Annotated in this window: 18 protein-coding genes and 2 pseudogenes; 7 read left to right on the forward strand and 13 right to left on the reverse strand. The window is 62.1% G+C overall.

Annotated elements, in window-relative coordinates:
* Positions 1 to 704 (forward strand): substrate binding domain-containing protein (locus HX873_RS04690; RefSeq protein WP_256349578.1); only part of this gene is annotated, 704 nt, incomplete at its 5' end.
* Between the two features lie 12 nt (positions 705 to 716).
* Here HX873_RS04690 and HX873_RS04695 read toward each other — a convergent pair.
* From HX873_RS04695 to HX873_RS04710, 4 genes are read right to left on the reverse strand one after another with little or no spacing between them, the layout of a single operon-like run.
* Positions 717 to 2,081, reverse strand: a complete 1,365-nt coding sequence (locus tag HX873_RS04695; RefSeq protein ID WP_003216256.1) for a heavy metal sensor histidine kinase — start codon at positions 2,079 to 2,081, stop codon at positions 717 to 719.
* Complete coding sequence (locus tag HX873_RS04700; protein WP_003216255.1) at positions 2,071 to 2,748, reverse strand: heavy metal response regulator transcription factor; 678 nt, start codon at positions 2,746 to 2,748, stop codon at positions 2,071 to 2,073. The genes HX873_RS04695 and HX873_RS04700 overlap by 11 nt, the downstream gene beginning before the upstream one ends.
* A gap of 31 nt (positions 2,749 to 2,779) precedes the next feature.
* The gene (locus HX873_RS04705; RefSeq protein ID WP_008434191.1) at positions 2,780 to 5,875 is read right to left on the reverse strand and encodes a multidrug efflux RND transporter permease subunit; all 3,096 of its coding nucleotides are present in this window, start codon (positions 5,873 to 5,875) and stop codon (positions 2,780 to 2,782) included.
* A complete protein-coding gene (locus HX873_RS04710; protein ID WP_177122430.1) occupies positions 5,872 to 7,038 on the reverse strand; it encodes an efflux RND transporter periplasmic adaptor subunit in 1,167 nt (388 codons plus the stop codon). The genes HX873_RS04705 and HX873_RS04710 overlap by 4 nt, the downstream gene beginning before the upstream one ends.
* A gap of 214 nt (positions 7,039 to 7,252) precedes the next feature.
* Between HX873_RS04710 and HX873_RS04715 the strand changes: the two genes are divergently transcribed.
* The 4 genes and pseudogenes from HX873_RS04715 to HX873_RS04725 all read left to right on the forward strand — a co-directional run bounded on the left by HX873_RS04715 (position 7,253) and on the right by HX873_RS04725 (position 10,138).
* The gene (locus HX873_RS04715; protein ID WP_003216247.1) at positions 7,253 to 7,495 is read left to right on the forward strand and encodes a hypothetical protein; all 243 of its coding nucleotides are present in this window, start codon (positions 7,253 to 7,255) and stop codon (positions 7,493 to 7,495) included.
* A 169-nt stretch (positions 7,496 to 7,664) separates the two neighbouring features.
* The gene (locus HX873_RS04720) at positions 7,665 to 8,456 is read left to right on the forward strand and encodes a transporter substrate-binding domain-containing protein (protein WP_177122431.1); all 792 of its coding nucleotides are present in this window, start codon (positions 7,665 to 7,667) and stop codon (positions 8,454 to 8,456) included.
* A 107-nt stretch (positions 8,457 to 8,563) separates the two neighbouring features.
* Positions 8,564 to 8,845, forward strand: a pseudogene (locus HX873_RS32005) (PAS domain-containing protein); the annotation flags it as partial.
* Between the two features lie 246 nt (positions 8,846 to 9,091).
* Positions 9,092 to 10,138: a methyl-accepting chemotaxis protein gene (locus tag HX873_RS04725; RefSeq protein WP_371132889.1), complete on the forward strand. Its 1,047-nt coding sequence runs from the start codon at positions 9,092 to 9,094 to the stop codon at positions 10,136 to 10,138.
* 3 nt (positions 10,139 to 10,141) lie between these two features.
* On the opposite strand, the gene HX873_RS04730 is transcribed toward HX873_RS04725, so the two are convergent.
* From HX873_RS04730 to HX873_RS04745, 5 genes and pseudogenes are all read right to left on the reverse strand, one after another.
* A complete protein-coding gene (locus HX873_RS04730; protein ID WP_177122433.1) occupies positions 10,142 to 10,885 on the reverse strand; it encodes a YkgJ family cysteine cluster protein in 744 nt (247 codons plus the stop codon).
* Between the two features lie 108 nt (positions 10,886 to 10,993).
* The gene (locus HX873_RS04735; RefSeq protein WP_177122434.1) at positions 10,994 to 11,476 is read right to left on the reverse strand and encodes an N-acetyltransferase; all 483 of its coding nucleotides are present in this window, start codon (positions 11,474 to 11,476) and stop codon (positions 10,994 to 10,996) included.
* A gap of 3 nt (positions 11,477 to 11,479) precedes the next feature.
* On the reverse strand, positions 11,480 to 12,382 hold the full coding sequence (locus tag HX873_RS04740) for a chemotaxis protein CheV (protein ID WP_102369883.1): 903 nt from the start codon (positions 12,380 to 12,382) through the stop codon (positions 11,480 to 11,482).
* A gap of 51 nt (positions 12,383 to 12,433) precedes the next feature.
* Positions 12,434 to 12,532, reverse strand: a pseudogene (locus HX873_RS31710) (outer membrane lipoprotein carrier protein LolA); the annotation flags it as partial.
* 28 nt (positions 12,533 to 12,560) lie between these two features.
* On the reverse strand, positions 12,561 to 13,535 hold the full coding sequence (locus HX873_RS04745) for a D-glycerate dehydrogenase (protein WP_003216236.1): 975 nt from the start codon (positions 13,533 to 13,535) through the stop codon (positions 12,561 to 12,563).
* 351 nt (positions 13,536 to 13,886) lie between these two features.
* Between HX873_RS04745 and HX873_RS04750 the strand changes: the two genes are divergently transcribed.
* The gene (locus HX873_RS04750; protein WP_177122435.1) at positions 13,887 to 15,209 is read left to right on the forward strand and encodes an OprD family porin; all 1,323 of its coding nucleotides are present in this window, start codon (positions 13,887 to 13,889) and stop codon (positions 15,207 to 15,209) included.
* Positions 15,210 to 15,295: 86 nt separating this feature from the next.
* Positions 15,296 to 16,795 (forward strand): sensor domain-containing diguanylate cyclase, encoded by a 1,500-nt coding sequence (locus HX873_RS04755; protein ID WP_177122436.1) that lies wholly within the window; start codon positions 15,296 to 15,298, stop codon positions 16,793 to 16,795.
* Positions 16,796 to 16,898: 103 nt separating this feature from the next.
* On the opposite strand, the gene lpxC is transcribed toward HX873_RS04755, so the two are convergent.
* From lpxC to HX873_RS04775, 4 genes are all read right to left on the reverse strand, one after another.
* The gene (gene lpxC / locus HX873_RS04760) at positions 16,899 to 17,810 is read right to left on the reverse strand and encodes a UDP-3-O-acyl-N-acetylglucosamine deacetylase (protein WP_003216227.1); all 912 of its coding nucleotides are present in this window, start codon (positions 17,808 to 17,810) and stop codon (positions 16,899 to 16,901) included.
* Between the two features lie 112 nt (positions 17,811 to 17,922).
* Entirely contained in the window at positions 17,923 to 19,119 is a 1,197-nt protein-coding gene (ftsZ, locus tag HX873_RS04765; RefSeq protein WP_003216225.1) for a cell division protein FtsZ, read from the reverse strand.
* Positions 19,120 to 19,184: 65 nt separating this feature from the next.
* Positions 19,185 to 20,447 carry a cell division protein FtsA gene (ftsA, locus tag HX873_RS04770; RefSeq protein WP_003216224.1) on the reverse strand — a complete coding sequence of 421 codons (1,263 nt, stop codon included), beginning with the start codon at positions 20,445 to 20,447 and terminating at the stop codon, positions 19,185 to 19,187.
* A gap of 15 nt (positions 20,448 to 20,462) precedes the next feature.
* A complete protein-coding gene (locus HX873_RS04775; protein ID WP_023659197.1) occupies positions 20,463 to 21,329 on the reverse strand; it encodes a cell division protein FtsQ/DivIB in 867 nt (288 codons plus the stop codon).

A 21,329-nucleotide genomic window follows, 5' to 3' on the forward strand; every position in this document is an offset into this window, starting at 1 on the left:
GCCCGGCCGGGCAGTTGAAAGTGCACACCATGACCGGCATCGGCCAGCACTTCGTGATCGATGCGATTGCCCGCTACCGCCGCACCCACCCGGACGTGACCTTTGACCTGACCATGGCCAACCGCGTGCCGGACCTGCTGGATGAGGGTTACGACGTGTCCATCGTGCTCGCCAGCGAGTTGCCGGATTCGGGGTTTGTCTCGCAGCGCCTGGGGATAACTTACAGCATCGCCTGTGCCTCGCCGGCCTACGTCAAGGCCAACGGCTGCGCGCAACGGCCCAGCGACCTGCTCAACCACGCGTGCCTGCGCCTGGTCAGCCCGGTGATTCAGCTGGATAAATGGTCGTTCAATGGCCCTGAAGGCCAGGAAAGTGTGGCGATCAACAGCTCACCGTTCCTGGTGAACTCGGCGGATGCGATGAAGACCGCGATCACCAGCGGCATGGGCGTTGGCCTGTTGCCGGTGTATGCGGCGATTGAAGGGCTGCGCAACGGCACCCTGGTGCGGGTGATGCCCAACTACCGCTCCCAGGAGCTCAACCTGTACGCCATCTACCCGTCGCGCCAATACCTGGATGCGAAGATCAAGACGTGGGTGGAATACCTGCGCAGCTCCCTGCCGGAAATCATGGCCGCGCATCAGGCGGAACTGGCGGCCTATGAGCTAAGTGGCAGTTTGGGCGGGGTACGACTGAGTAACTGAGGGGGGCAGCCGCTACACCGGCAGCGTAATGCCAAAGGTGTTGCCGCCGCCCTCGCTGCGCACAAACACATCTCCGCCGTGCATCAACGCGATCGCCTTGACGATCGCCAGTCCCAACCCGTGATTCGCCCCACTATTGCTGCGGGACGCGTCCACCCGATAGAACCGCTCGAACAACCGGGGCAGATGCTCGCTGGCAATCTCATCGCCCGGGTTGGTCACCCCGATCGCCACGTGGTCCTCCAGCACTTCGATCTTCACCTCGATCACCTGGCCAGGCGCCGTATGCTGCACCGCATTGCTCAACAGGTTGATCAACGCCCGGCGCAAGTGCGCCTTCTCGATCTGCACCTGGGCATCGCCGGTCACACGCACCTGCACCTGGGCGTCCTCGAGGATAAAGTCCAGGTAGTCCAGGGTGGTCGCCACTTCATCCGCCAGCGAACTGGTGATCAGCTTGGTGGCCTTGCTGCCCTGGTCTGCACTGGCCAGGAACAGCATGTCATTGATGATCGAGCGCAGCCGTTCCAGCTCTTCGAGGTTCGATTGCAGCACCTCGAAATAATGCTCGGCCGAACGCCCACGGGTCAGCGCCACCTGGGTCTGGCCGATCAGGTTGGTCAGCGGCGAGCGCAGCTCATGGGCCACATCGGCGTTGAATGACTCCAGGCGCGAATAGGCCTGTTCCACCCGGTCGAGGGTCGAGTTGAAGGAGTTGACGAACTGCTTCAGCTCCGGCGGCAATGGCGACAATTGCAGGCGCCCGGAGAGTTTCGGCGGTGCGAGTTTCTGCGCCTCGTCCGAGAGCTTGATCAGCGGCTTGAGACCGATGCGCGCCACCCAGAACCCCAGCAGCGAGGCCAGCAGCACGCCGACAAACGCCAGGCCGATCAGCGCCACCAGCAGTTGATGCTGGGTGGCGCGGAAGTTCTCGGTGTCGACCGCGATCAGGAAACGCAGCGGCGGGCGCTGCTCCTTGGCTGGAAACTGGCTGACCAATACTTTGAACGGGTAGGCATGGCCCGGCAGGCGCAAGTCGCGCTTGCCGGTCGGGCCGGCGGCAAAGGCGCGAATCTGCGCGTCCGGGTTGCCGTATTCGTAGGTCGGGTCGCTGCTCACCACCCAGAAGCGAATGCGCTTGTCTTCCTCTCCCAACAACTTGAGCTTGGCGGTGATCTTCGCCCAATGGTCCGGCGTACCGAAGCGATTGACCGAAGACTCCAGCACGCTGTAGCGCGCATCCAGCTCGGCCCCGGGCAGCAGGCCCAGGCCTTTGTCCACCTGCTGGTACAGCGCGCCGCCGATCAACAGGAAGATCAGCAGCGCCACCAGGGTGAACATGCCGCTCAGGCGCAGGGCGATGGAGTTAGCCGACACTGCGGTTCTCCAGCACGTAACCCATGCCACGGATGGTGTGCAGCAGTTTCTGTTCGAACGGCCCGTCGAGCTTGGCCCGCAGGCGTTTGATCGCTACTTCCACCACATTGGCGTCACTGTCGAAATTGATGTCCCAGACCATTTCCGCAATCGAGGTCTTGGACAGGATTTCACCCTGGCGCCGGGCCAATACGCTGAGCAGCGAGAACTCCTTGGCGGTCAGGTCCAGGCGAACGCCGTTGCGACTGGCCTTGCGGCTGATCAGGTCGATCCACAGGTCGGCGATGGTCACCTGCACCGGCTCATGCCCGCCACTGCGACGGGTCAGGGCTTGCAGGCGCGCCACCAGTTCGAGGAACGAGAACGGCTTGCCGAGGTAATCATCCGCGCCTTCGCGCAGGCCGCGAATACGGTCTTCCACGCGCTCGCGGGCGGTGAGCATGATCACCGGCGTCTGCTTGCGCGCCCGCAGCGCGCGCAATACACCAAAGCCATCCAGGCCGGGCAGCATCACGTCGAGCACGATGACCGCGTAATCGTTCTCCAGGGCCAGGTGCAACCCTTCGACGCCTTCACGGGCGACGTCGACGGTATAGCCTTGCTCCGTCAGGCCGCGGTGCAGGTAGTCGGCGGTTTTTTCTTCGTCTTCAATAATCAGTACACGCATGAGCCTTTTGTTCCAGGACGGGGCCTCAGCCTCAGTGTGTGATTGCCAGCTGGGGAGCTGGTTTGGGTCTGTGGAAAAACTTCTCGAGGTACAAGTATATGACCGGTGTGGTGAACAGCGTCAGCGCCTGGCTCACCAGCAACCCGCCCACCACCGCGATACCCAGCGGCTGGCGCATTTCCGCGCCGGGGCCGGAGCCCAGCATCAGCGGCACCGCACCCAGCAGGGCGGCCAGGGTGGTCATGATGATCGGCCGGAACCGCGTGACACACGCCTCGTAAATCGCTTCCTCGGGCGGCAGGCCGCGTACGCGCTGGGCGTCCAGGGCGAAGTCGATCATCAGGATACCGTTCTTCTTCACGATCCCGATCAGCAGCACCAGGCCGATCAACGCCATGATCGAAAAGTCCTGACCCATCAGTGACAGCATGATCAGCGCCCCCAACCCCGCCGACGGCAAGGTGGAGATGATCGTCAGCGGGTGCACGAAGCTCTCGTACAGCACGCCCAGGATAATGTAGACCGCCACCAGTGCCGCGAGGATCAGCCAGGGCTGGCTGGCCAATGAACTCTGGAACGCCTGGGCCGCGCCCTGGAAGTTGCCGATGATAGTGGTCGGCATGCCGATTTCATTCTTCGCCTGGTTGAGCAGGATCACCGCATCGCCCAACGCGACGCCGGGTGCCAGGTTGAACGACAGGTTGGCCGCCGGGAACATGCCGTCATGGCTGATGGACAAGGGCCCGACGGTGGGCGGGTCGACCTTGGCCACCGCCGACAGCGGCACCATCTCGTTGGTCAGCGGCGAGCGCAGGTAGAAGTAGTTCAGGCTTTCGGCCTTGCCGCGTTGCTGGGTGTCCAGTTCCAGCACCACCTGGTACTGGTTGATCTCGGTCTGGAATTCGTTGATCTGGCGCTGGCCGAAGGCGTCGTACAGTGCCTGGTCCACATCGGTGGCGGTGAGGCCAAACCGCGCGGCGGCCTGACGGTCGATGCTGATGTGGGTGATGCTGCCGCCCAGCTGCAAGTCGTTGGACAGGTCGCGGAACGCCGGGTTGGCCCGCAGTTTTTCGGTGAGGCGCTGGGTCCAGGTATTCAGGGTCGGGCCGTCATTGCTCTTGAGCACGTACTGGTACTGGGCGCGGCTGGGGCCGGAGCTCAAGTTGATGTCCTGGCCGGCCCGCAGGTACAGGACGATGCCCGGCACTTTCGCCAGTTTCGGGCGGATCCGGTCGATAAACTGGCTGGCCGACACGTCGCGGTCCCCGCGATCTTTCAAGGCAATCCAGAACCGGCCGTTGGCGATGGTCTGGTTGCTGCCGGTCACACCCACCGAATGGGAGAACGCTTCCACCGCCGGGTCATCCTTGACGATCTCGGCGATTGCCTTGTGCTTGGCGACCATGTCCGGGAACGACACGTCGGCCGCGGCTTCGCTGGTGCCGAGGACGAAGCCGGTGTCTTGTACCGGAAAGAAACCCTTGGGGATAAACACGTAGCCGACCACGGCCAGGGCCAGGGTCACCATGAAGATCGCGGCCATGGTGCGTTGATGGGCCAGGGCGCGGCGCAGATTGCGCGCATAGCCGGCCAGCAGGCGTTCGCTGAAACCGGGTTTGTCGTGGGCATGATGGGTTGGTGCGCGCATGAACAATGCGGCCAGGGTCGGCGCCAGGGTCAGCGAGACCACCACCGAAATCAGGATGGTCGAGGTGGCTGTCAAGGCAAACTCCTTGAACAACCGCCCCACGACACCGCCCATGAACAGCAGCGGGATAAACGCCGCCACCAGCGAGAAGCTGATGGAGACCACGGTAAAACCGATTTCACCCGCGCCCTTGATCGCGGCTTCGCGCTTGTCGAGGCCCGCTTCCAGGTGGCGGTGAATGTTCTCCACCACCACGATCGCATCGTCCACCACAAACCCCACGGCGATCACGATCGCCACCAGGGTCAGGTTGTTCAGGCTGAAGCCCATCAGGTACATCAGGGCAAAACTGGCCACCAGCGACACGCCGAGCACGCTGGACACGATCAACGTGGCCGACAGCTGGCGCAGGAACAGCGCCATCACCGCCACCACCAGCAGGATGGCGATCAGCAGGGTCACTTCCACTTCATGCAGGGACGCGCGGATGGTCTTGGTGCGGTCGGTCAACACGCTGACCTGCACCGAGGCCGGCAGCATGGCTTGCAGGCGCGGCAGTTCGGCTTGAATGCGGTCCACAGTCTCGACGATATTCGCGCCGGGCTGGCGGGAGATCACCAGGTTGACGCCTGGGGTGTCGCCGGACCAGGCCTGCACGTAGGCGTTTTCCGAGCCGTTGATGACTTTGGCGATATCCCGCAGCTGTACAGGTGCCCCGTCCTTGTAGGACACGATCAGTTGGGCGTAATCCTCGGGGTGGAACAACTGGTCGTTGGTCGAGAGGGTCGACACGCTGTTCTCGCCGTAGATCGCGCCCTTGGCCAGGTTCAGGCTCGATTGCTGGATCGCCAGGCGCACGTCCGCCAGGGTCAGGCCGATGGCCGCGAGTTTATCGGCCGACGCCTGCACCCGGATGGCCGGGCGTTGCTGGCCGGTAATGTTGATCTGGCCGACCCCATCGATCTGGCTGATCTGCCGGGCCAGCAGGGTTTCCACGTAGTCGCTCAGCTCGGTGCTGGGCATGCTGTCGGAGCTGACGCTGAGGATCAGCACCGGGCTGTCCGCCGGGTTGACCTTCTTCCAGGTCGGCAGGCTCGGCATGTCGCTGGGCAGTTTGCCGGACGCGGTGTTGATCGCCGCCTGCACTTCCTGGGCGGCGGTGTCGATGCTCTTGGTGAGGGTGAATTGCAGGGTCAGCAGGCTGGAGCCCAAGGCGCTGCTGGAAGTCATCTGGGTCATGCCGGGGATGGCGCTGAATTGCACCTCCAGCGGCGTTGCCACGGATGAGGCCATGGTGTCCGGGCTGGCGCCGGGCAGCGTGGCGCTGACCTGGATCGTCGGAAATTCCGCTTCCGGCAGTGGGGCGATGGCCAGGCGTGGAAAGGCAATCATCCCGAGCAATACCAAAGCGAAGGTCAGCAGCAAGGTGGCGACCGGGTGGTCGACGCACCAGGCCGACGGCGAACGACTGCCACTCATAGCTGCACCTTGGCATCAACGGTCTGGATCACCTGCGGCGGCTCCTTGAGCACATCGACCTGGGCGCCCGCCTTGAGCCGGGACTGGCCGTCGCTGACCAGCACATCGCCGGCCTGCACACCCTGGAGGATGTTCATGTCGCTGTTCTGGTACAGCACCTGCACCGGCACCACCTCAACCTTGTCACCCTTGAGCCGGTACACGAAGTGCGAATCCAGGCCGCGTTGCACCACGGTAGGCGGCACCACCAGGGCATTCTTGTGCAGGGCGGTCTGGATGCGGATCGTCACCAACTGCCCCGGCCAGAGTTTCTGAGCGCCGTTGCTGAACTCGGCCTTGGCGCGAATGGTGCCGGTGGTGCCGCTGATCTGGTTGTCGATCAGGCTCAGGCGGCCCTCCCCCAGCAGGTCGCCGGTCTGGCCGTCGGTGTCGGCGCCCATGTAGGCGTTGACGTCGGCGGGCAGTTGCGCGGCGATCAGGCCTTGCAGGGTCGGCAGCATCTGTTGCGGCAGGGAGAACTCGACGGCAATCGGGTCGATCTGGGTCACGGAGAACAGGCCCTGGGTGTCGCTCATGCGCAGGAAGTTGCCTTCATCCACTGTGCGAATCCCGACGCGACCGGTAACCGGCGAGCGAATCTGGGTGTACGAAAGCTGCACCTGGGCCGAATCAATCGCGGCCTGGTTGCCTTGGGCCGTGGCCTTGAGCTGGTTGACCAGGGCTTGTTGCTGGTCATAGGTCTGCTTGGACACGCCGTCGTCGATGCTCAGTTCCTTGTAGCGCTTGAGGTTGACCAGCGCGACTTGCAGTTGCGCCTGGCTTTCCCCGAGCTGCGCCTTGGCCTGGTCCAGGCTGGCGCGGATCGAGCGGTCATCAATGGTCGCCAGCAGGTCGCCGGCCTTCACCAGTTGACCTTCCTTGACCAGCAATTTGGTGAGGATGCCGTCGATCTGCGGGCGAATCACCACACTGTGCAACGACAGCACCGAGCCGATGCCGCTGACAAACCGCGGGATGTCCTGCTGTTTGACGCTGATCACCCGCACCGGGATCGCCGACGATGCGGTCAGTTTGGTCTTGGCCGGGCGGGTCACCACCCAGGCAACCACGGCCAGTACCACAAGGACGCCCACGATCAAGGCAGGTTTTCGTTGAATGTGCATGGGGTGAGGCGCCAGGGCAAAGGATCGGAAGAATGAAGGCTCTTTATAGCCCGCCAACCGGGTCAGCAAAGTGACTGCTAACTGACAGCGCCGTCAGTAAAGTCCGACCATTCGTACGAGCAGTGGTTAAAGATCCGAGGCGCGCAGGTATACTGCGCGGCGGTGTGGCCTGCAAGTCGGGCCCGCGTCATTTTCAGTACTCCCCGGAGCCACCATGAATTCCCCGACACAACCCGCTGTTGAAGCGGTCGACATCGACCAACAGGCCAACCCTGACAGCGTCGAAGGCGAAACCAAGGCCGAGATCCCGGCGTTCAAGTTTCCGTTCAAGCCGGGCGAACTGGCCGGGGCGAAAAACGCCAGCCAGCCGTGGTACAAAAACGGCGCCAAGAACGGCCACACCAAGAGCCCGGGCATGGCGCCTCCCGGCACCCGTCGCTCGATGGGCAAGCGCTGACCGGTAATAAATCCTCCGCAATGGAGATTTATGCCTACAACAGTTACTGACGTTTCGCCTTGTAGGCCTGCGGCCAATTCTTGAAAGCTTGCATGACACCCGCTTGCCCCGACTCTTTCGCTCGGGGCTGGACGTGGTAAAGCTGGTTTTCTGGAAAAGGACGTCCCCTGTGGTTCTGATACGCACCTGTGTCGTGCTGTTGTTGTCGCTGATGGCCAGCGTTTTCTCCACCACTGCGGCCAGCGGTCAACCACGGCATGAAATTCGTTTCGCCGTTGCTGCGCAATTCCCACCCTTCCAAAGCCGCAATCAACATGGCCAGCTTGCAGGGCTGAACATCGAGCTGGGCAATGCCCTGTGCATACAGCTCAATGTGCGGTGTACCTGGGTCGACCAGGTCCTTGTGGAAAACTTCCCCGCCCTTGAAGCCAGGCAATTCGACGCGATCATGGGCATGGCCCCTACACTGAAACGGCGCCAGCGGGTGAATTTCACCGATAACCTTTATCCGATCACCACGCGCCTGGTGGCCCGCAAGACATCGGGTTTGAAGCCGACCCCACGGTCACTGAAGGGCAAGCGCGTGGGCGTTCTGGTGGGCAGCAACCGCGAAGCCTTCGCCCTGTCGAAGTGGGCGCCCAAGGGGGTCATCGTCAAGGCATTCTGGCGCAATGACGAGTTGATCCGCAGCCTGCTGACAGGCGACATCGATGCAACATTGCAAGGCACCGTGGAAATCCGTGAGGCGCTGCTCGACACCGCTGATGGTCAGGTTTTCGACTTCCTCGGCCCTCCCGTCTCCACCGAACTGCTGGGTAACGGCGTGGCGATCGCACTGCGCAAGCCCGACACCGCTTTGCGCAGCGCCCTCAATCACGCCCTCGAGCAACTGAAGCAGAGCGGCGAATACCAACGCATCATCGAGCCCTACCGCCTGGACGCGCCGCTCTCCAGACCGTAATGGCCAATTAATTGCGCGGAACATGAGCTGGATCAGTATTTGCCCAACCGGTGCGCTTAGAGTCGACGCCCTGCCGACTCCTCCAACAATCACGAGCGCGCTTTTCCATGAAGATCAATCTGCCGGTCACCGGTCGAAATGTGGATTTTGCCCCCGACGCCAATATCCTCTCGACCACCGACCTGACCAGCGCAATTACCTACGCCAACCAGGACTTCATCGATATCAGCGGCTACACCCGCGAGGAACTGCTGGGCACGCCGCACAACCTGCTGCGTCACCCGGACATGCCGGCCGCGGCGTTTGCGCACATGTGGCAGGTATTGAAAAGCGGTCGCTCGTGGATGGGCATGGTGAAAAATCGCTGCAAGAACGGCGATCACTATTGGGTCAGTGCCTATGCCACGCCGGTCACCCGGGACGGCGTGACGGTGGAGTATCAATCGGTGCGCACCAAGCCCGATGCACGGCGGGTGCATCGGGCCGAACGGGCCTATGCCTGCCTGCGTGCCGGCACTCGGCGAGCACGGCCCGTGGTGGGCATGACCTTCAAGCTGTCGGCATGGGTCCTGGGGGCTTGCGCCACAACCTGGGCATTGGGCCTTGGGCTGGCGACTTATTCGCTGACCTGGCAACTGCTGGCGGGAACGGCGGCCTGCGCCGTGGGGGTAGCGGGTGTGCATGGCTTGTTACGGCCCCTGGCACAGTTGAACCAGCGGGCACGGCTGATTGCCGATAACCCGCTGAGCCAGGCGATCTACACCGGGCGCAAGGACGAGTTCGGGCGTATCGAGTTTGCCATGCAGATGCTGGAGGCCCAGGTGGGCGCGGTGGTCGGCCGAATTGGCGATGCATCGCAACGTCTGTCCGGCCATGCCGCGGCGCTGGTGCAACAACTGGACAGCAGCCACACCAGCAGCCTCGGCCAACAGACCCAGACGGATCAGGTCGCCGCCGCGATCAATCAAATGGCCGCCAGCGTGGCGCAAGTCGCCGAGCACGCGCTGCAGGCGTCCAGGGCCGCAGACCAGGCCGGCAGCGAAACCCGCGAGGGCCATCAACGTGTGGATGAAAGCCGCGACGCGGTACTGCGTTTGTCCGAGGAACTGGCGCGGGCCACCGCAGTGATCCATCAACTGGAAAGCCACAGCGGCGATATTTCCGGGGTGCTGGAAGTGATCCGGGCGATTGCCGAACAGACCAACCTGCTGGCGCTGAATGCCGCCATCGAAGCGGCGCGGGCCGGGGAGCAAGGACGCGGGTTTGCCGTGGTGGCCGATGAGGTACGAGGCCTGGCCCAGCGTACGCAGGATTCGACCAATGAGATCCAGCGCATGATCAGCACCCTGCAAGGCGGCGCCCGGGATGCGGTGCAGGCGATGGCGCAAAGCAGCCAGCATGTGGAGGCCAGCGTCGATCAGGCCCAGCGCGCCGCTGCCGCACTGGATGGGATCAGCCAGCGAGTGACCCGGATTACCGCCATGAGCCAGCAGATCGCGGCGGCGGTGGAAGAACAGAGTGCGGTGAGCGAAGACATCAACCGCAACATCATCGGCATTCGCAATGCCGGGGAAGTGACGGTCAGCGCTGGCCAGCAGAGCCAGCTCAGCTCAGGGGACGTGGCGGGGCTGGCGGATGACTTGCGGCGGTTGGCGGAGGAATTCTGGGGCAAGCGCCGCTAGCGCTTAAGCCGCCCGCAATGAAATGAAGGCATAGTTGGCCGGCACCCCGGTGGCAATCCGGGCGCCGGCATCCAGCAGTTGCTCGGCAATGTCCATCCCGGACACATGAAACACCCACTCATTGGCCTGCACGACTTCTTGCGTCGCCAACTCGATCGCCTGGGCAAACAGGCCCATGTCGGGCAAGTACGCGGTAAACCCATCGCCCTTGAGCGCCGTGGTACGGATGCCCAGCAACCCGCACACGGCTTCCTTGGCCTGGATATCATCGCGGTCAGCCTGGCGTGAGCGGCGGATCAACTCGGCCAGCTCCTTGTCCATCAACTCGCCCCCCACGATCAGCGCCGGCCCCTGCTCCCAGGATTCCGGCGGGCAGTCCTTGGCGCCGGGGTTCAACGGGATGTGCGGGTTGATCTCCATGGGGTAGATGCGGCACACCAACGGCCGCCGCTCGTAAATGCGGCAACGGTCGTCTTCGTCAAGATTCCGGCAGCGCCCGGCGTTATAGGCGGCAAAGGTGATTGCCACATACGCCTCGGTATTGCCGCTGGGCACGATGGCGGAACGGCGTTGTGCGTGGTCACGTTGCAACTCGGGCAGCCCCAGGCCACTGCCCAGGAAACCTTCCACCAGCACGATGACATTACCGCCGTCAGCCGCCCAGCTGCGGGCTTCTTCGAGGGTCAAGGGCACATGGTGGTCGGTGCAGCATTTACCGCAACCGACGCAGGAAAAATGGGTATTCATGGAGGATCTGTCACCAGGCAAGGTCAGAAGGCACTCATGAACGGTGGCGGGTTTTTGCCTCTGTTCACCGTTCTGCCTCTGTGCAAAGCAAGTTATGCGCCAGCGCCGTCATTCCTCGGGGACAAGGTCGCGAAGCACAAACACCATGCCCGCACGTTCATACAGCCGCCGTGCCCGCAAGTTGGACTCCAGCACCTTGAGGTCGACAAACGCTTCGCCGCGTTGCTTGAACACCTGGAAGGTGTGCAGCAATAACGCACGGCCCAACCCCATGCCCTGGGCACAGGGGTGAATGGCCAGGTTCTTGATGTAGGCGCTGGTCCAGCATTGGGACACACCCAGGATGCCGCTGGCGTTACTCGCCACCAGGCACAGTTTTGGGTCGAACTCGGCATCGGTAACGAACTGCTGGCGCCAGTGCTCAAGGGAGCCGACCCGTCCGCCGCCTTGTTCCTGGGCCAGGCTCAATACCGCGTGGATCGCCGGGGCCATGGCTTCGCGGTAATGATCCAGCTGGATATCCGCCGGCCATTGCGGGGCGGGCAGGCTGCCGGTGAGGTCGCGGCGCAGCAGCTGGAAATATTCACCCACCGGTCACAGGCCCTGTTGCGCCACGGTCTGGGCGGCTACCACCAGGCACTTGGTCAGTTCCGGCGAAGAAAACTTGGTGAGTACCGCATTGGCACCGGCCAGGCGGGCTTTTTCGCTGTTCATCGCACTGTCCAGAGAGGTGTGCAGCAGCACGTAGAGGTCCTGGAAGTCCGGGGTTTCCCGCAGGGTACGGGTGAAGGCGTAGCCGTCCATTTCGGACATTTCGATGTCCGAGACCACCACGTTGATTTGCTCGACGGTGCCTTGCAGCTCCAGCAAACGGTCAATGGCTTCCTTGGCACTGCGGGCGGTGTGGCAGGTGAGGCCGAGGTTGCGCAGGGTGTGCACCGACTGCTGCAGGGCCACCTGGCTGTCGTCCACCACCAGGATTCGGGCGTTGCCCAGCACTTCGGCTTCTTCCATGGTGAGGTCGGTGGGCGCCGCTTCGATCTGTGCCGGGGCGATGCCGTGGATGACTTTCTCGATGTCCAGCACTTGCACCAGGGCGCCTTCGACCTGGGTCACCCCGGTGATAAACGAACGCGTACCGCCGGAACCAAACGGCGGCGGGCGAATGTCGGTGGTCAGGCAGTGCACGATCTTGCTCACCGCCTGCACATGCAGGCCCTGCTTGGAACGGCTCACGTCGGTGACGATCAGGCAGCCGCCGTCCGGGTCTTGCAGGGGCATCTCCCCCAGGGCGCGGCTCAGGTCGATCACCGACAACGCTGTGCCGCGCAAGGTGGCGATGCCTTTGACGTGGGGGTGCGACTCCGGCAGCTTGGTCAGCGGCGGGCAGGGAATGATTTCACTGACTTTCAGCAGGTTGATCGCCATCAGCTTGCCGCTGCGCAAGGTAAAGAGCAGAAGCGAGAGTGAATCTGCGCGGGCTTTGGTGGTGGACATAAAAACCTTCTGTGGATCAGGGATGACGATCTATAGACCGTTATCGACTTGCACGCGAAAAACTGTAGGAGCGAGCTTGCTCGCGAAAAACCTGAGGGCGCTGTGTTTATCCAGGCTGCCCGCGTAATCGTTGACGCGTTTCGCGAGCAAACTCGCTCCTACCTACAACAAGCAGTCGTCAGCCCTTCCACACCTGCGGGTTTACCAGATCCTGCGGACGCTCGCCCAGCAAGGCGCTGCGCAGGTTTTCCAGGGCGCGGTTGGCCATGGCTTCGCGGGTCTCGTTGGTGGCCGAGCCGATGTGCGGCAGGGTCACCGCATTGCTCAGCTGGAACAGCGGCGACTCGGACAGCGGCTCCTGCTCGTACACATCCAGGCCGGCACCACGGATGGTCTGGTTTTGCAGGGCCTGGATCAGCGCCGGCTCATCCACCACCGGGCCACGGGAGATGTTCACCAGGATCGCACTGGATTTCATCAGCCCCAGCTCGCGATGGCTGATCAGGTGGCGGGTTTTCTCGCTCAGTGGCACCACCAGGCAGACGAAATCGGCTTCGGCCAGCAACTGGTCGAGGCTGCGAAACTGCGCGCCGAGTTCCTGTTCCAGTTCGGTCTTGCGGCTGTTGCCGCTGTACAGAATCGGCATATTGAAACCCAGGCGACCCCGACGGGCGACGGCCGCGCCGATGTTGCCCATGCCGACGATACCCAGGGTCTTGCCGTGTACATCACAGCCAAACAACGGCGCGCCGACGCTGGCTTTCCACTGGCCGGCCTTGGTCCAGGCGTCCAGCTCGGCGACGCGGCGGGCGCTGCTCATCAGCAGGGCGAAGGCCAGGTCGGCGGTGCTTTCGGTGAGCACATCCGGGGTGTTGGTGAGCATGATCCCGCGCTCATTGAAGTACGCCAGGTCGTAGTTGTCGTAGCCCACCGACACGCTGGAAACCACTTCCAGTTTGCTCGCACCTTCCAGTTGCGCGCGGCCCAGTTTGCGGCCTACGCCGATCAGGCCGTGGGCATGGGGCAAGGCTTCGTTGAACTGGGCGTTGATGTCGCCCTGCTTGGGGTTGGGGGCGATGACATCGAAATCCTGTTGCAGGCGTTCGATCATTTCCGGGGTGACGCGGCTGAAGGCGAGGACGGTCTTTTTCATGGAAGGCGGGCTCATCGACTACGTGGGAATGGCAAGCACGCTAACATTCTTGGGTAGGGCTTGTCAGGCCGCCCCTCACACCCCACTGCCAGACTGTTGCGATTTGGGCAACAGTCATTATCTTGTTACACTCTGTATCGCACCGCTCACCTGCGCTAATTTGTCGCATCGATGAGCGCAGCGGTTAAGACCGACCCGCTCTCCCCCGATTTCCCTCGACTTATTTCCAGGGCTCTACACTGGGAATCTGTCTTAAAGCCGCTGAGTTCAGCGGCTTTTTTTTGCGCTGAAAAAAGGCCAGGAACCCCAACAACACTGGCCGGTTTCGATTGACCCAAAGGAGCTCCACCGGTGAAAACCTCGCTGACGTTCACCCCGTTATTCCTCGCGATTGCTGCAACGATCGTTCCCCTTGCCCACGCGGCAGACACCCCGGCCACCGACGGCTTCGTCGAAGGTTCCAGCTTCAAGATCAGCACCCGCAACTACTACATGAACCGCGACCGTCGCGACATTCACACCGATGACAGCAAGGAATGGGGCCAGGGCTTCATCGGCATCTTCGAATCCGGCTACACCCCCGGCATCGTCGGCTTCGGCCTGGACGCCAACGCCATGCTCGGCCTCAAGCTCGACGGCGGTGGCGGCACCGACGGCTCGAGCATCCTGCCGGTAAGCTCCGGCAACGGCAAAGCGCCCGGCTCGTTCTCCACCGCCGGCGCCACCCTGAAAATGCGCGCCTTCGACACCGAACTGAAAGCCGGCGACCTGTTCCTCAACAACCCGGTAATTGCCGGCGGCATGACCCGCATGCTGCCGCAGACCTTCCGCGGCGTGAGCCTGACTAACCACAGCCTGGACGGCTGGATGTTCGAGGGCGGCCAGGCCAGCTTCACCAAGCTCTACAACCAGAGCGGCCGTCGCCGCATCGGCACCAGCTACGGCGCATTGCCCAATAGCGAAGACAGCCGCCACCTGGACTGGGCCGGCGTGTCCTTCAGCGGCGTGCCGGGGCTGACCAGCAACCTGTACGCGTCCGAACTCAAGGACATCTGGAACCAGTACTACTACGACCTGGACTACACCTGGCAGTTGAACGAACTGGTCAGCCTCAACCCGGGCCTGCACTACTACCACACCCAGGAGACCGGCAAAGCCTTGCTGGGCAACATCGACAACAACACCTACAGCCTGCATTTCACCGTGGGCGTGGGCAATCACAGCGTTACCGCCGCCTACCAGCGGGTCAACGGCAACACGCCGTTCGACTACATCAGCCAGGGCGACAGCATCTACCTGGACAACTCCCAGCAATACTCCGACTTCAACGGCCCCAACGAGCGCTCGTGGAAGCTCAAGTACGCCTATGACTTCGTCGGGCTGGGCCTGCCGGGCCTGACCTCGGCAGTGTCTTACATCAGCGGCAAGACCGACCTGACCACGGTCGATCCGGACAGCCGTGGTTACTCATCCTGGTACAGTGCCGACGGCAAGAACGCCAAGCACTGGGAACGGGACATCGACCTCAAGTACGTGGTGCAAGGCGGCAAGGCCAAGGACCTGGCCGTGCGCCTGCAATGGGCGACCAATCGCGGCGGCAATGGCTACGCGGCAGTGGACCGGGACGTGGATGAGTACCGCGTAATCGTCGACTATCCGATTGACGTTTTTTAACCTTCAGGCTTTCTTTTAGCGGCGACGACTTATTTTTCACAGCATGGAACTAAACTGCCAGCATCTTGAGTGCCGAAGCCAGTCCCATGAGTCAACGCCGCGCCTTCACCCTGCCTGCACGCCCGGAGCTTTTGCTGATTCTGGGCAGTGGCCTTACTGTCGTGCTGATTGTGGTCATCGTTGCCGTATTGCTGATCCGCGAACACGCCAGCGCCTTGCAGGCAGCCAAGCGCTCCACCAGCAATATCACCCAACTGATCAATGCCGATGTGCTGCGCAACGTCGAGCTCTACGACCTGGCGCTGAACGGCCTGATCACCGCAACCACTCGCGATGACCTGCCCCAGGTTTCCGCCGAAGTCCTGCATATGGTGCAGTTCGACCAGTCCACGGCCGCCCCTTTCAAAGGCGAAGTCCTGCTGCTGGACAAAACCGGCGCGGTCACCGCCGACTCTTCCACGCTGGCGCCCACGCCCCGCAACTTCGCCAATCGCGACTATTTCCAGATCCACCAGCAGAACCCCGATGCCGGGCTGTTCATCAGTCGGCCCTTCAGGATTCGTTGCGACTGCGATCAAGTCTGGCGCATCGCCTTCAGCCGCCGGGTGCCCGGACCCAATGGCGAGTTTGCCGGTGTGGCGGTGGCAACCATGCGCCTGGCGTATTTCGACCAGCTGTTCAATAGCCTGACCATCGGCAGCGGCAGCAGCATCAACCTGCTGAACAACGACGGCATCCTGCTGGCCCAGCAGCCGCTGCTCGAAAGAGACATGATCAACAAGGACCTGAGCGCGCGGCCCAACTTCAAGCGAATGCTGCGCGAAGGCAGCGGCAGTTTCAGCGCCATCTCCGCCATCAGTGGCGCGCAACGGCTGTACACCTTCACCAGCGTCGGCGCGCTGCCGCTGATTGTGGTGGTAGCGTTGTCGAGCGATGACGTGTTTGCCGCCTGGAAGCGCGCCGCCCTGCTGATCAGTGGCGCCACCGGCGTGCTGTGTGTGGGGCTGTTGTGGCTGACCTGGATGCTGCGCCTGGAACTGCGCCGCCGCTATCGCGCCGAGAAGGTGTTGTCGGAACTGGCGGCCACCGACGGCCTCACCGGCCTGGCCAACCGCCGCACCCTGGACCAGCGCCTGCGCCTGGAATGGGACCGCGCCCAGCGTTCGGCCGAGCCGTTGACGGTGCTGATGATTGACGTGGACCACTTCAAGGCGTTCAACGACCGACATGGCCATCAAGGTGGCGACGAGGCACTGCGCACGGTGGCGCAGGTGATCGAGGGCAATATCCGCCGCCCGGCCGACCTCGCGGCTCGCTATGGTGGGGAAGAATTTGCAGTGGTGCTGCCGCATACCGACAGCCAGGGTGCGCGCGTGATTGCTGAACATATCCGCAGCAGTGTCGAACACCTGCCGCGAGTGGGCGGGGATACGGTGCCGATTACCGTCAGCATCGGCCTCAGTACCTGGACCAAAAACAGCCGCACCACGCTGGAGGAATTACTGCTCAACGCCGACCAGGCGCTGTATGAGGCCAAGCATACCGGGCGTAATCGCGTTGTTGATGCCGGCGCTTTAAAGCCGTGACGCGAAGCGTCACAGGAGGCGTTACCACGCAGAGCGTGGGAACGATCAAAAAAAAGGCCACCCGAAGGCAGCCTTTAAAAACAAAAGGAAAGAGAGTTGTTACTTACACCGCCGCGACGGGACGCATGTAAGAGATCGGTGCGGTGCTGGCATCTTCGAAGGTCACGACTTCCCAGGCATCTGTCTGTGCAATCAGCTTGCGCAGCAGTTGGTTGTTCAGGGCGTGGCCAGACTTGAAGCCTTTGAACTCGCCTATCAGGCTATTGCCCAGCAGGTAGAGGTCACCGATTGCATCGAGGATCTTGTGCTTCACGAATTCGTCTTCATAGCGAAGGCCGTCTTCGTTCAGTACACCATCCGCGTCGACCACAATGGCGTTTTCAACGCTGCCGCCGAGTGCGAGGTTGTGCTTGCGCAGGTACTCGATGTCACTCATGAAACCAAAGGTACGGGCGCGGCTGACTTCTTTTACGAACGAAGTGCTGGAAAAATCCACGCTTGCACTTTGGGTGCGGTCACGGAATACCGGGTGATCGAAATCGATCTCAAAGCTCACTTTAAAGCCTTCGAACGGGACGAAGGTGGCGCGCTTGTCGCCGTCTTCTACTGTCACTTCCCGCAGAATGCGAATGAACTTCTTGGCTGCGTCCTGTTCTTCCAGGCCGGCAGATTGAATCAAGAATACGAAGGGTCCGGCGCTGCCATCCATGATCGGGACTTCGGACGCGGAGAGCTCGACGTAGGCGTTATCGATGCCCAGACCGGCCATGGCCGAGAGCAAGTGCTCCACCGTGTCCACTTTGACGTCACCGTTGACCAACGTGGTCGACATCGTGGTTTCGCCAACATTTTCCGCGCGAGCAGGTATCTGCACCACAGGGTCCAGGTCGGCACGAACAAACACGATGCCGGTGTCGACAGGTGCGGGCTTGAGGGTCAGGTATACCTTCTCCCCGGAGTGCAGACCTACACCTGTGGCACGGATAATATTCTTCAGGGTGCGTTGTTTAATCATGGCTTGGACCGCTTCAGCGCAAATTGCGAACTGGTATCAACAAAGGCTGGCGATAATAGCAGACCAGACCTTTGCTGAACACCAATCACCTTCATAGCCCTGATACATTCCATTAATCGGCCTGACGACGCAGGAAAGCCGGGATGTCCAGGTAGTCCAGGTCATCTTGCGGATTCGGGCTGCGGGATGCAGCAGCACCGGCCTGAGCCTGGTTGCGCATCACGGTCGGACGATCCAGGTCACGATAGTTCACAGACGGCAGTTCCTGGCGCGAAGGCGCTGGAGCGGCAGCTTGCTGGCTGGCGTGGCTGGTATGGACGGTGTTGTCGATGACCTTTACAGGCTTCTCGATTTTCGCACCCAGGCCGGTCGCAACAACGGTCACGTGCAGTTCGTCGCGCATGTCCGGATCGATAACGGTACCGACCTTGACCATGGCGTGCTCGGAAGCGAAGGCTTCGATGATGCTACCCACGTCGGAGTACTCACCCAGGGACAGGTCAGGACCGGCGGTGATGTTCACCAGGATGCCGCGTGCGCCTTGCAGGTTCACGTCTTCCAGCAACGGGTTGCGGATGGCCGCTTCGGTAGCTTCACGTGCACGGTTCGGACCGCTGGCGCAGCCAGTGCCCATCATCGCCATGCCCATTTCGCTCATCACGGTACGTACGTCGGCAAAGTCGACGTTGATCATGCCCGGACGCTTGATGATGTCGGAGATACCGCGAACGGCACCGGCCAGTACATCGTCAGCCTTGGCAAACGCGGACAGCAGGCTTGCGTCCTTGCCGAGGATGGTCAGCAGCTTCTCGTTGGGAATGGTGATCAACGAGTCGACGCTTTCGGACAGCAGACGGATGCCTTCATCGGCGATCTGCATGCGCTTGCGACCTTCGAACGGGAATGGACGGGTCACGACGGCAACCGTCAGGATCCCCATTTCCTTGGCCACTTCGGCAATGATCGGCGCAGCACCGGTACCGGTACCACCGCCCATGCCCGTGGTGATGAACACCATGTTGGTGCCTTGCAGCACTTCAGCGATGCGCTCGCGGTCTTCCAGGGCGGCTTGACGGCCGACTTCCGGATTCGCGCCGGCACCCAGGCCCTTGGTCACGGCTGTGCCCAATTGCAGGATGGTGCGTGCACCGATGCTTTTGAGGGCCTGGGCGTCAGTGTTGGCGCAGATGAATTCAACGCCTTCAATGTTGCTCTTGACCATGTGGTTGACAGCGTTGCCGCCGCCACCGCCGACGCCGATCACTTTGATGACCGGGCTTGCGGGGATGTTGTCTACGAGTTCGAACATTTTCCCTCTCCTTTCATTTCTCTAGTTTTTTCGCCTACTACTTGAAACGGTGTTGCGGTAAATCTTTAGAAATTGCCTTTCACCCAAGCCTGCAACCGCTCGAACAACGGCGCTTTCGCTTCGTCGTCGCTTCTGTAGCTGTCGCGGTTGCTCGGGCCCGACAGGGAAATGCCGTCGGTCTGCTTTTGCAGCCCGTACAACAGCAAGCCCACACCGGTGGAATAAATCGGGTTGCGCACTACGTCGCCCAGGCCTTTCACGCCATGGGGCACGCCCAGGCGGACCGGCATGTGGAAGATTTCCTCGGCCAGTTCGACCGCGCCTTCCATCTTCGAGGTGCCACCGGTCAGCACGATGCCGGCCGGAATCAAATCTTCGTAGCCGCTGCGACGCAGTTCAGCCTGGATCAGGGTGAACAGTTCGTCGTAGCGCGGCTCGACCACTTCGGCCAATGCCTGGCGCGACAGTTCGCGCGGTGGACGGTCGCCCACGCTTGGCACCTTGATGGTTTCACCAGCACCGGCCAGCTTGGCCAGGGCGCAGGCGTAACGGATCTTGATTTCTTCGGCGTACTGGGTCGGTGTGCGCAACGCCATGGCGATGTCGTTGGTCACCTGGTCACCGGCAATCGGGATCACCGCGGTGTGACGAATCGCACCCTCGGTGAAGATCGCGATGTCCGTGGTGCCGCCGCCGATGTCCACCAGGCACACGCCCAGTTCTTTTTCGTCGTCGGTCAGTACCGAGTAAGCCGAAGCCAACTGCTCGAGAATGATGTCGTCGATTTCCAGGCCGCAGCGGCGCACGCATTTTTCAATGTTCTGTGCAGCGTTGACGGCGCAGGTCACTACGTGAACCTTGGCTTCCAGACGTACGCCCGACATGCCCAGGGGCTCGCGAACGCCTTCCTGGTTATCGATCACGTAGTCCTGCGGCAGGGTGTGCAGCACGCGCTGGTCAGCCGGGATCGCCACGGCTTGCGCTGCGTCGAGTACCCGCTCCAGGTCGGCCGAGCTGACTTCGCGGTCGCGAATCGCGACGATGCCGTGGGAATTCAGGCTGCGGATGTGGTTGCCGGCAACGCCGACAAATGCCGAGTGAATCCGGCAACCGGCCATCAGCTGCGCTTCTTCGATGGCGCGCTGGATCGATTGCACGGTGGATTCAATATTCACCACCACGCCCTTCTTCAGGCCCCGGGACGGATGCGTGCCGATTCCGACGATTTCCAGCGTGCCGTCGTCCGCGACCTCGCCTACCAGCGCCACCACCTTGGAGGTGCCGATATCCAGACCGACGATCATTTTGCCGCTTTGCACGTTTGCCATGGGTCCTGCCTCTTCTTAATTCTTCGCGACAGCAGGTTGCGCTGCCGTGGGCGCCGCAGGGGCCCGCCAGCCGACGGCGAGGCCGTTGGCGTAACGCAGGTCGATGCTCGCAATGTTCGTAATCTGTTCTTTCAAGGTCTTTTCATAGATGGCAATAAAACGGCGCATCTTTTCCACCAGGTTGCCGCGTCCCAGCAACAACTCGATGCCCGGGCCGGAACTGCCTGCACCCGTGGTCAAAAACCAGCTGCCCCGCTCGCGCAATTCCAGTCGCGCAATCGAGAAGCCCAACGGCCGCAGCATCTGGCTCAACGCCTGGTACTGCTGCATCACTTGCTGCTGCGCCCGCTGCGGCCCGAACAACTGCGGCAGGTGCTCGTAATTCGCCACTTCGCGAGGTGCAAACGCCTGGCCCTGGTTGTTCAACAGCGCACCATCACCCCAACGGGCCACGGGCAGTTGTTCTTCCAGGCGGATCGTCACTTGATCCGGCCACACGCGACGTACTTCGGCGTGGGCAATCCATGGCATCTGTTCCAGCTCGGAGCGCATGCCTGCCAGGTCGATGGTGAAGAAGCTCGACGCCACAAACGGGGCGATTCGCTGCTGCACGGCTTGCTGGCTGATGTAGCTCAAGTCACCCTGCACGCTGATCTTGGTGATCGGCCGGTCGGCATACGGCAGCAGGCGCTGGGCGCCTTCATACGTACCGAACCCCAGGGCCACCAGGATCACCGGCCAGAACAGCGCCTTGAGAAAACCAAAGTTGGCTTTCGGCATGCGCGCCGACATCGGCTCTTTAGCCACCATTCGGCTGGCACCACGCGGCACCGGCTTGCGGCCGGGAGCGGGTTGCTGATGACGAAGCGATGCGCCGTTCAT

Source organism: Pseudomonas sp. P7758 (genome assembly GCF_013386485.1).
Lineage (GTDB): Bacteria > Pseudomonadota > Gammaproteobacteria > Pseudomonadales > Pseudomonadaceae > Aquipseudomonas.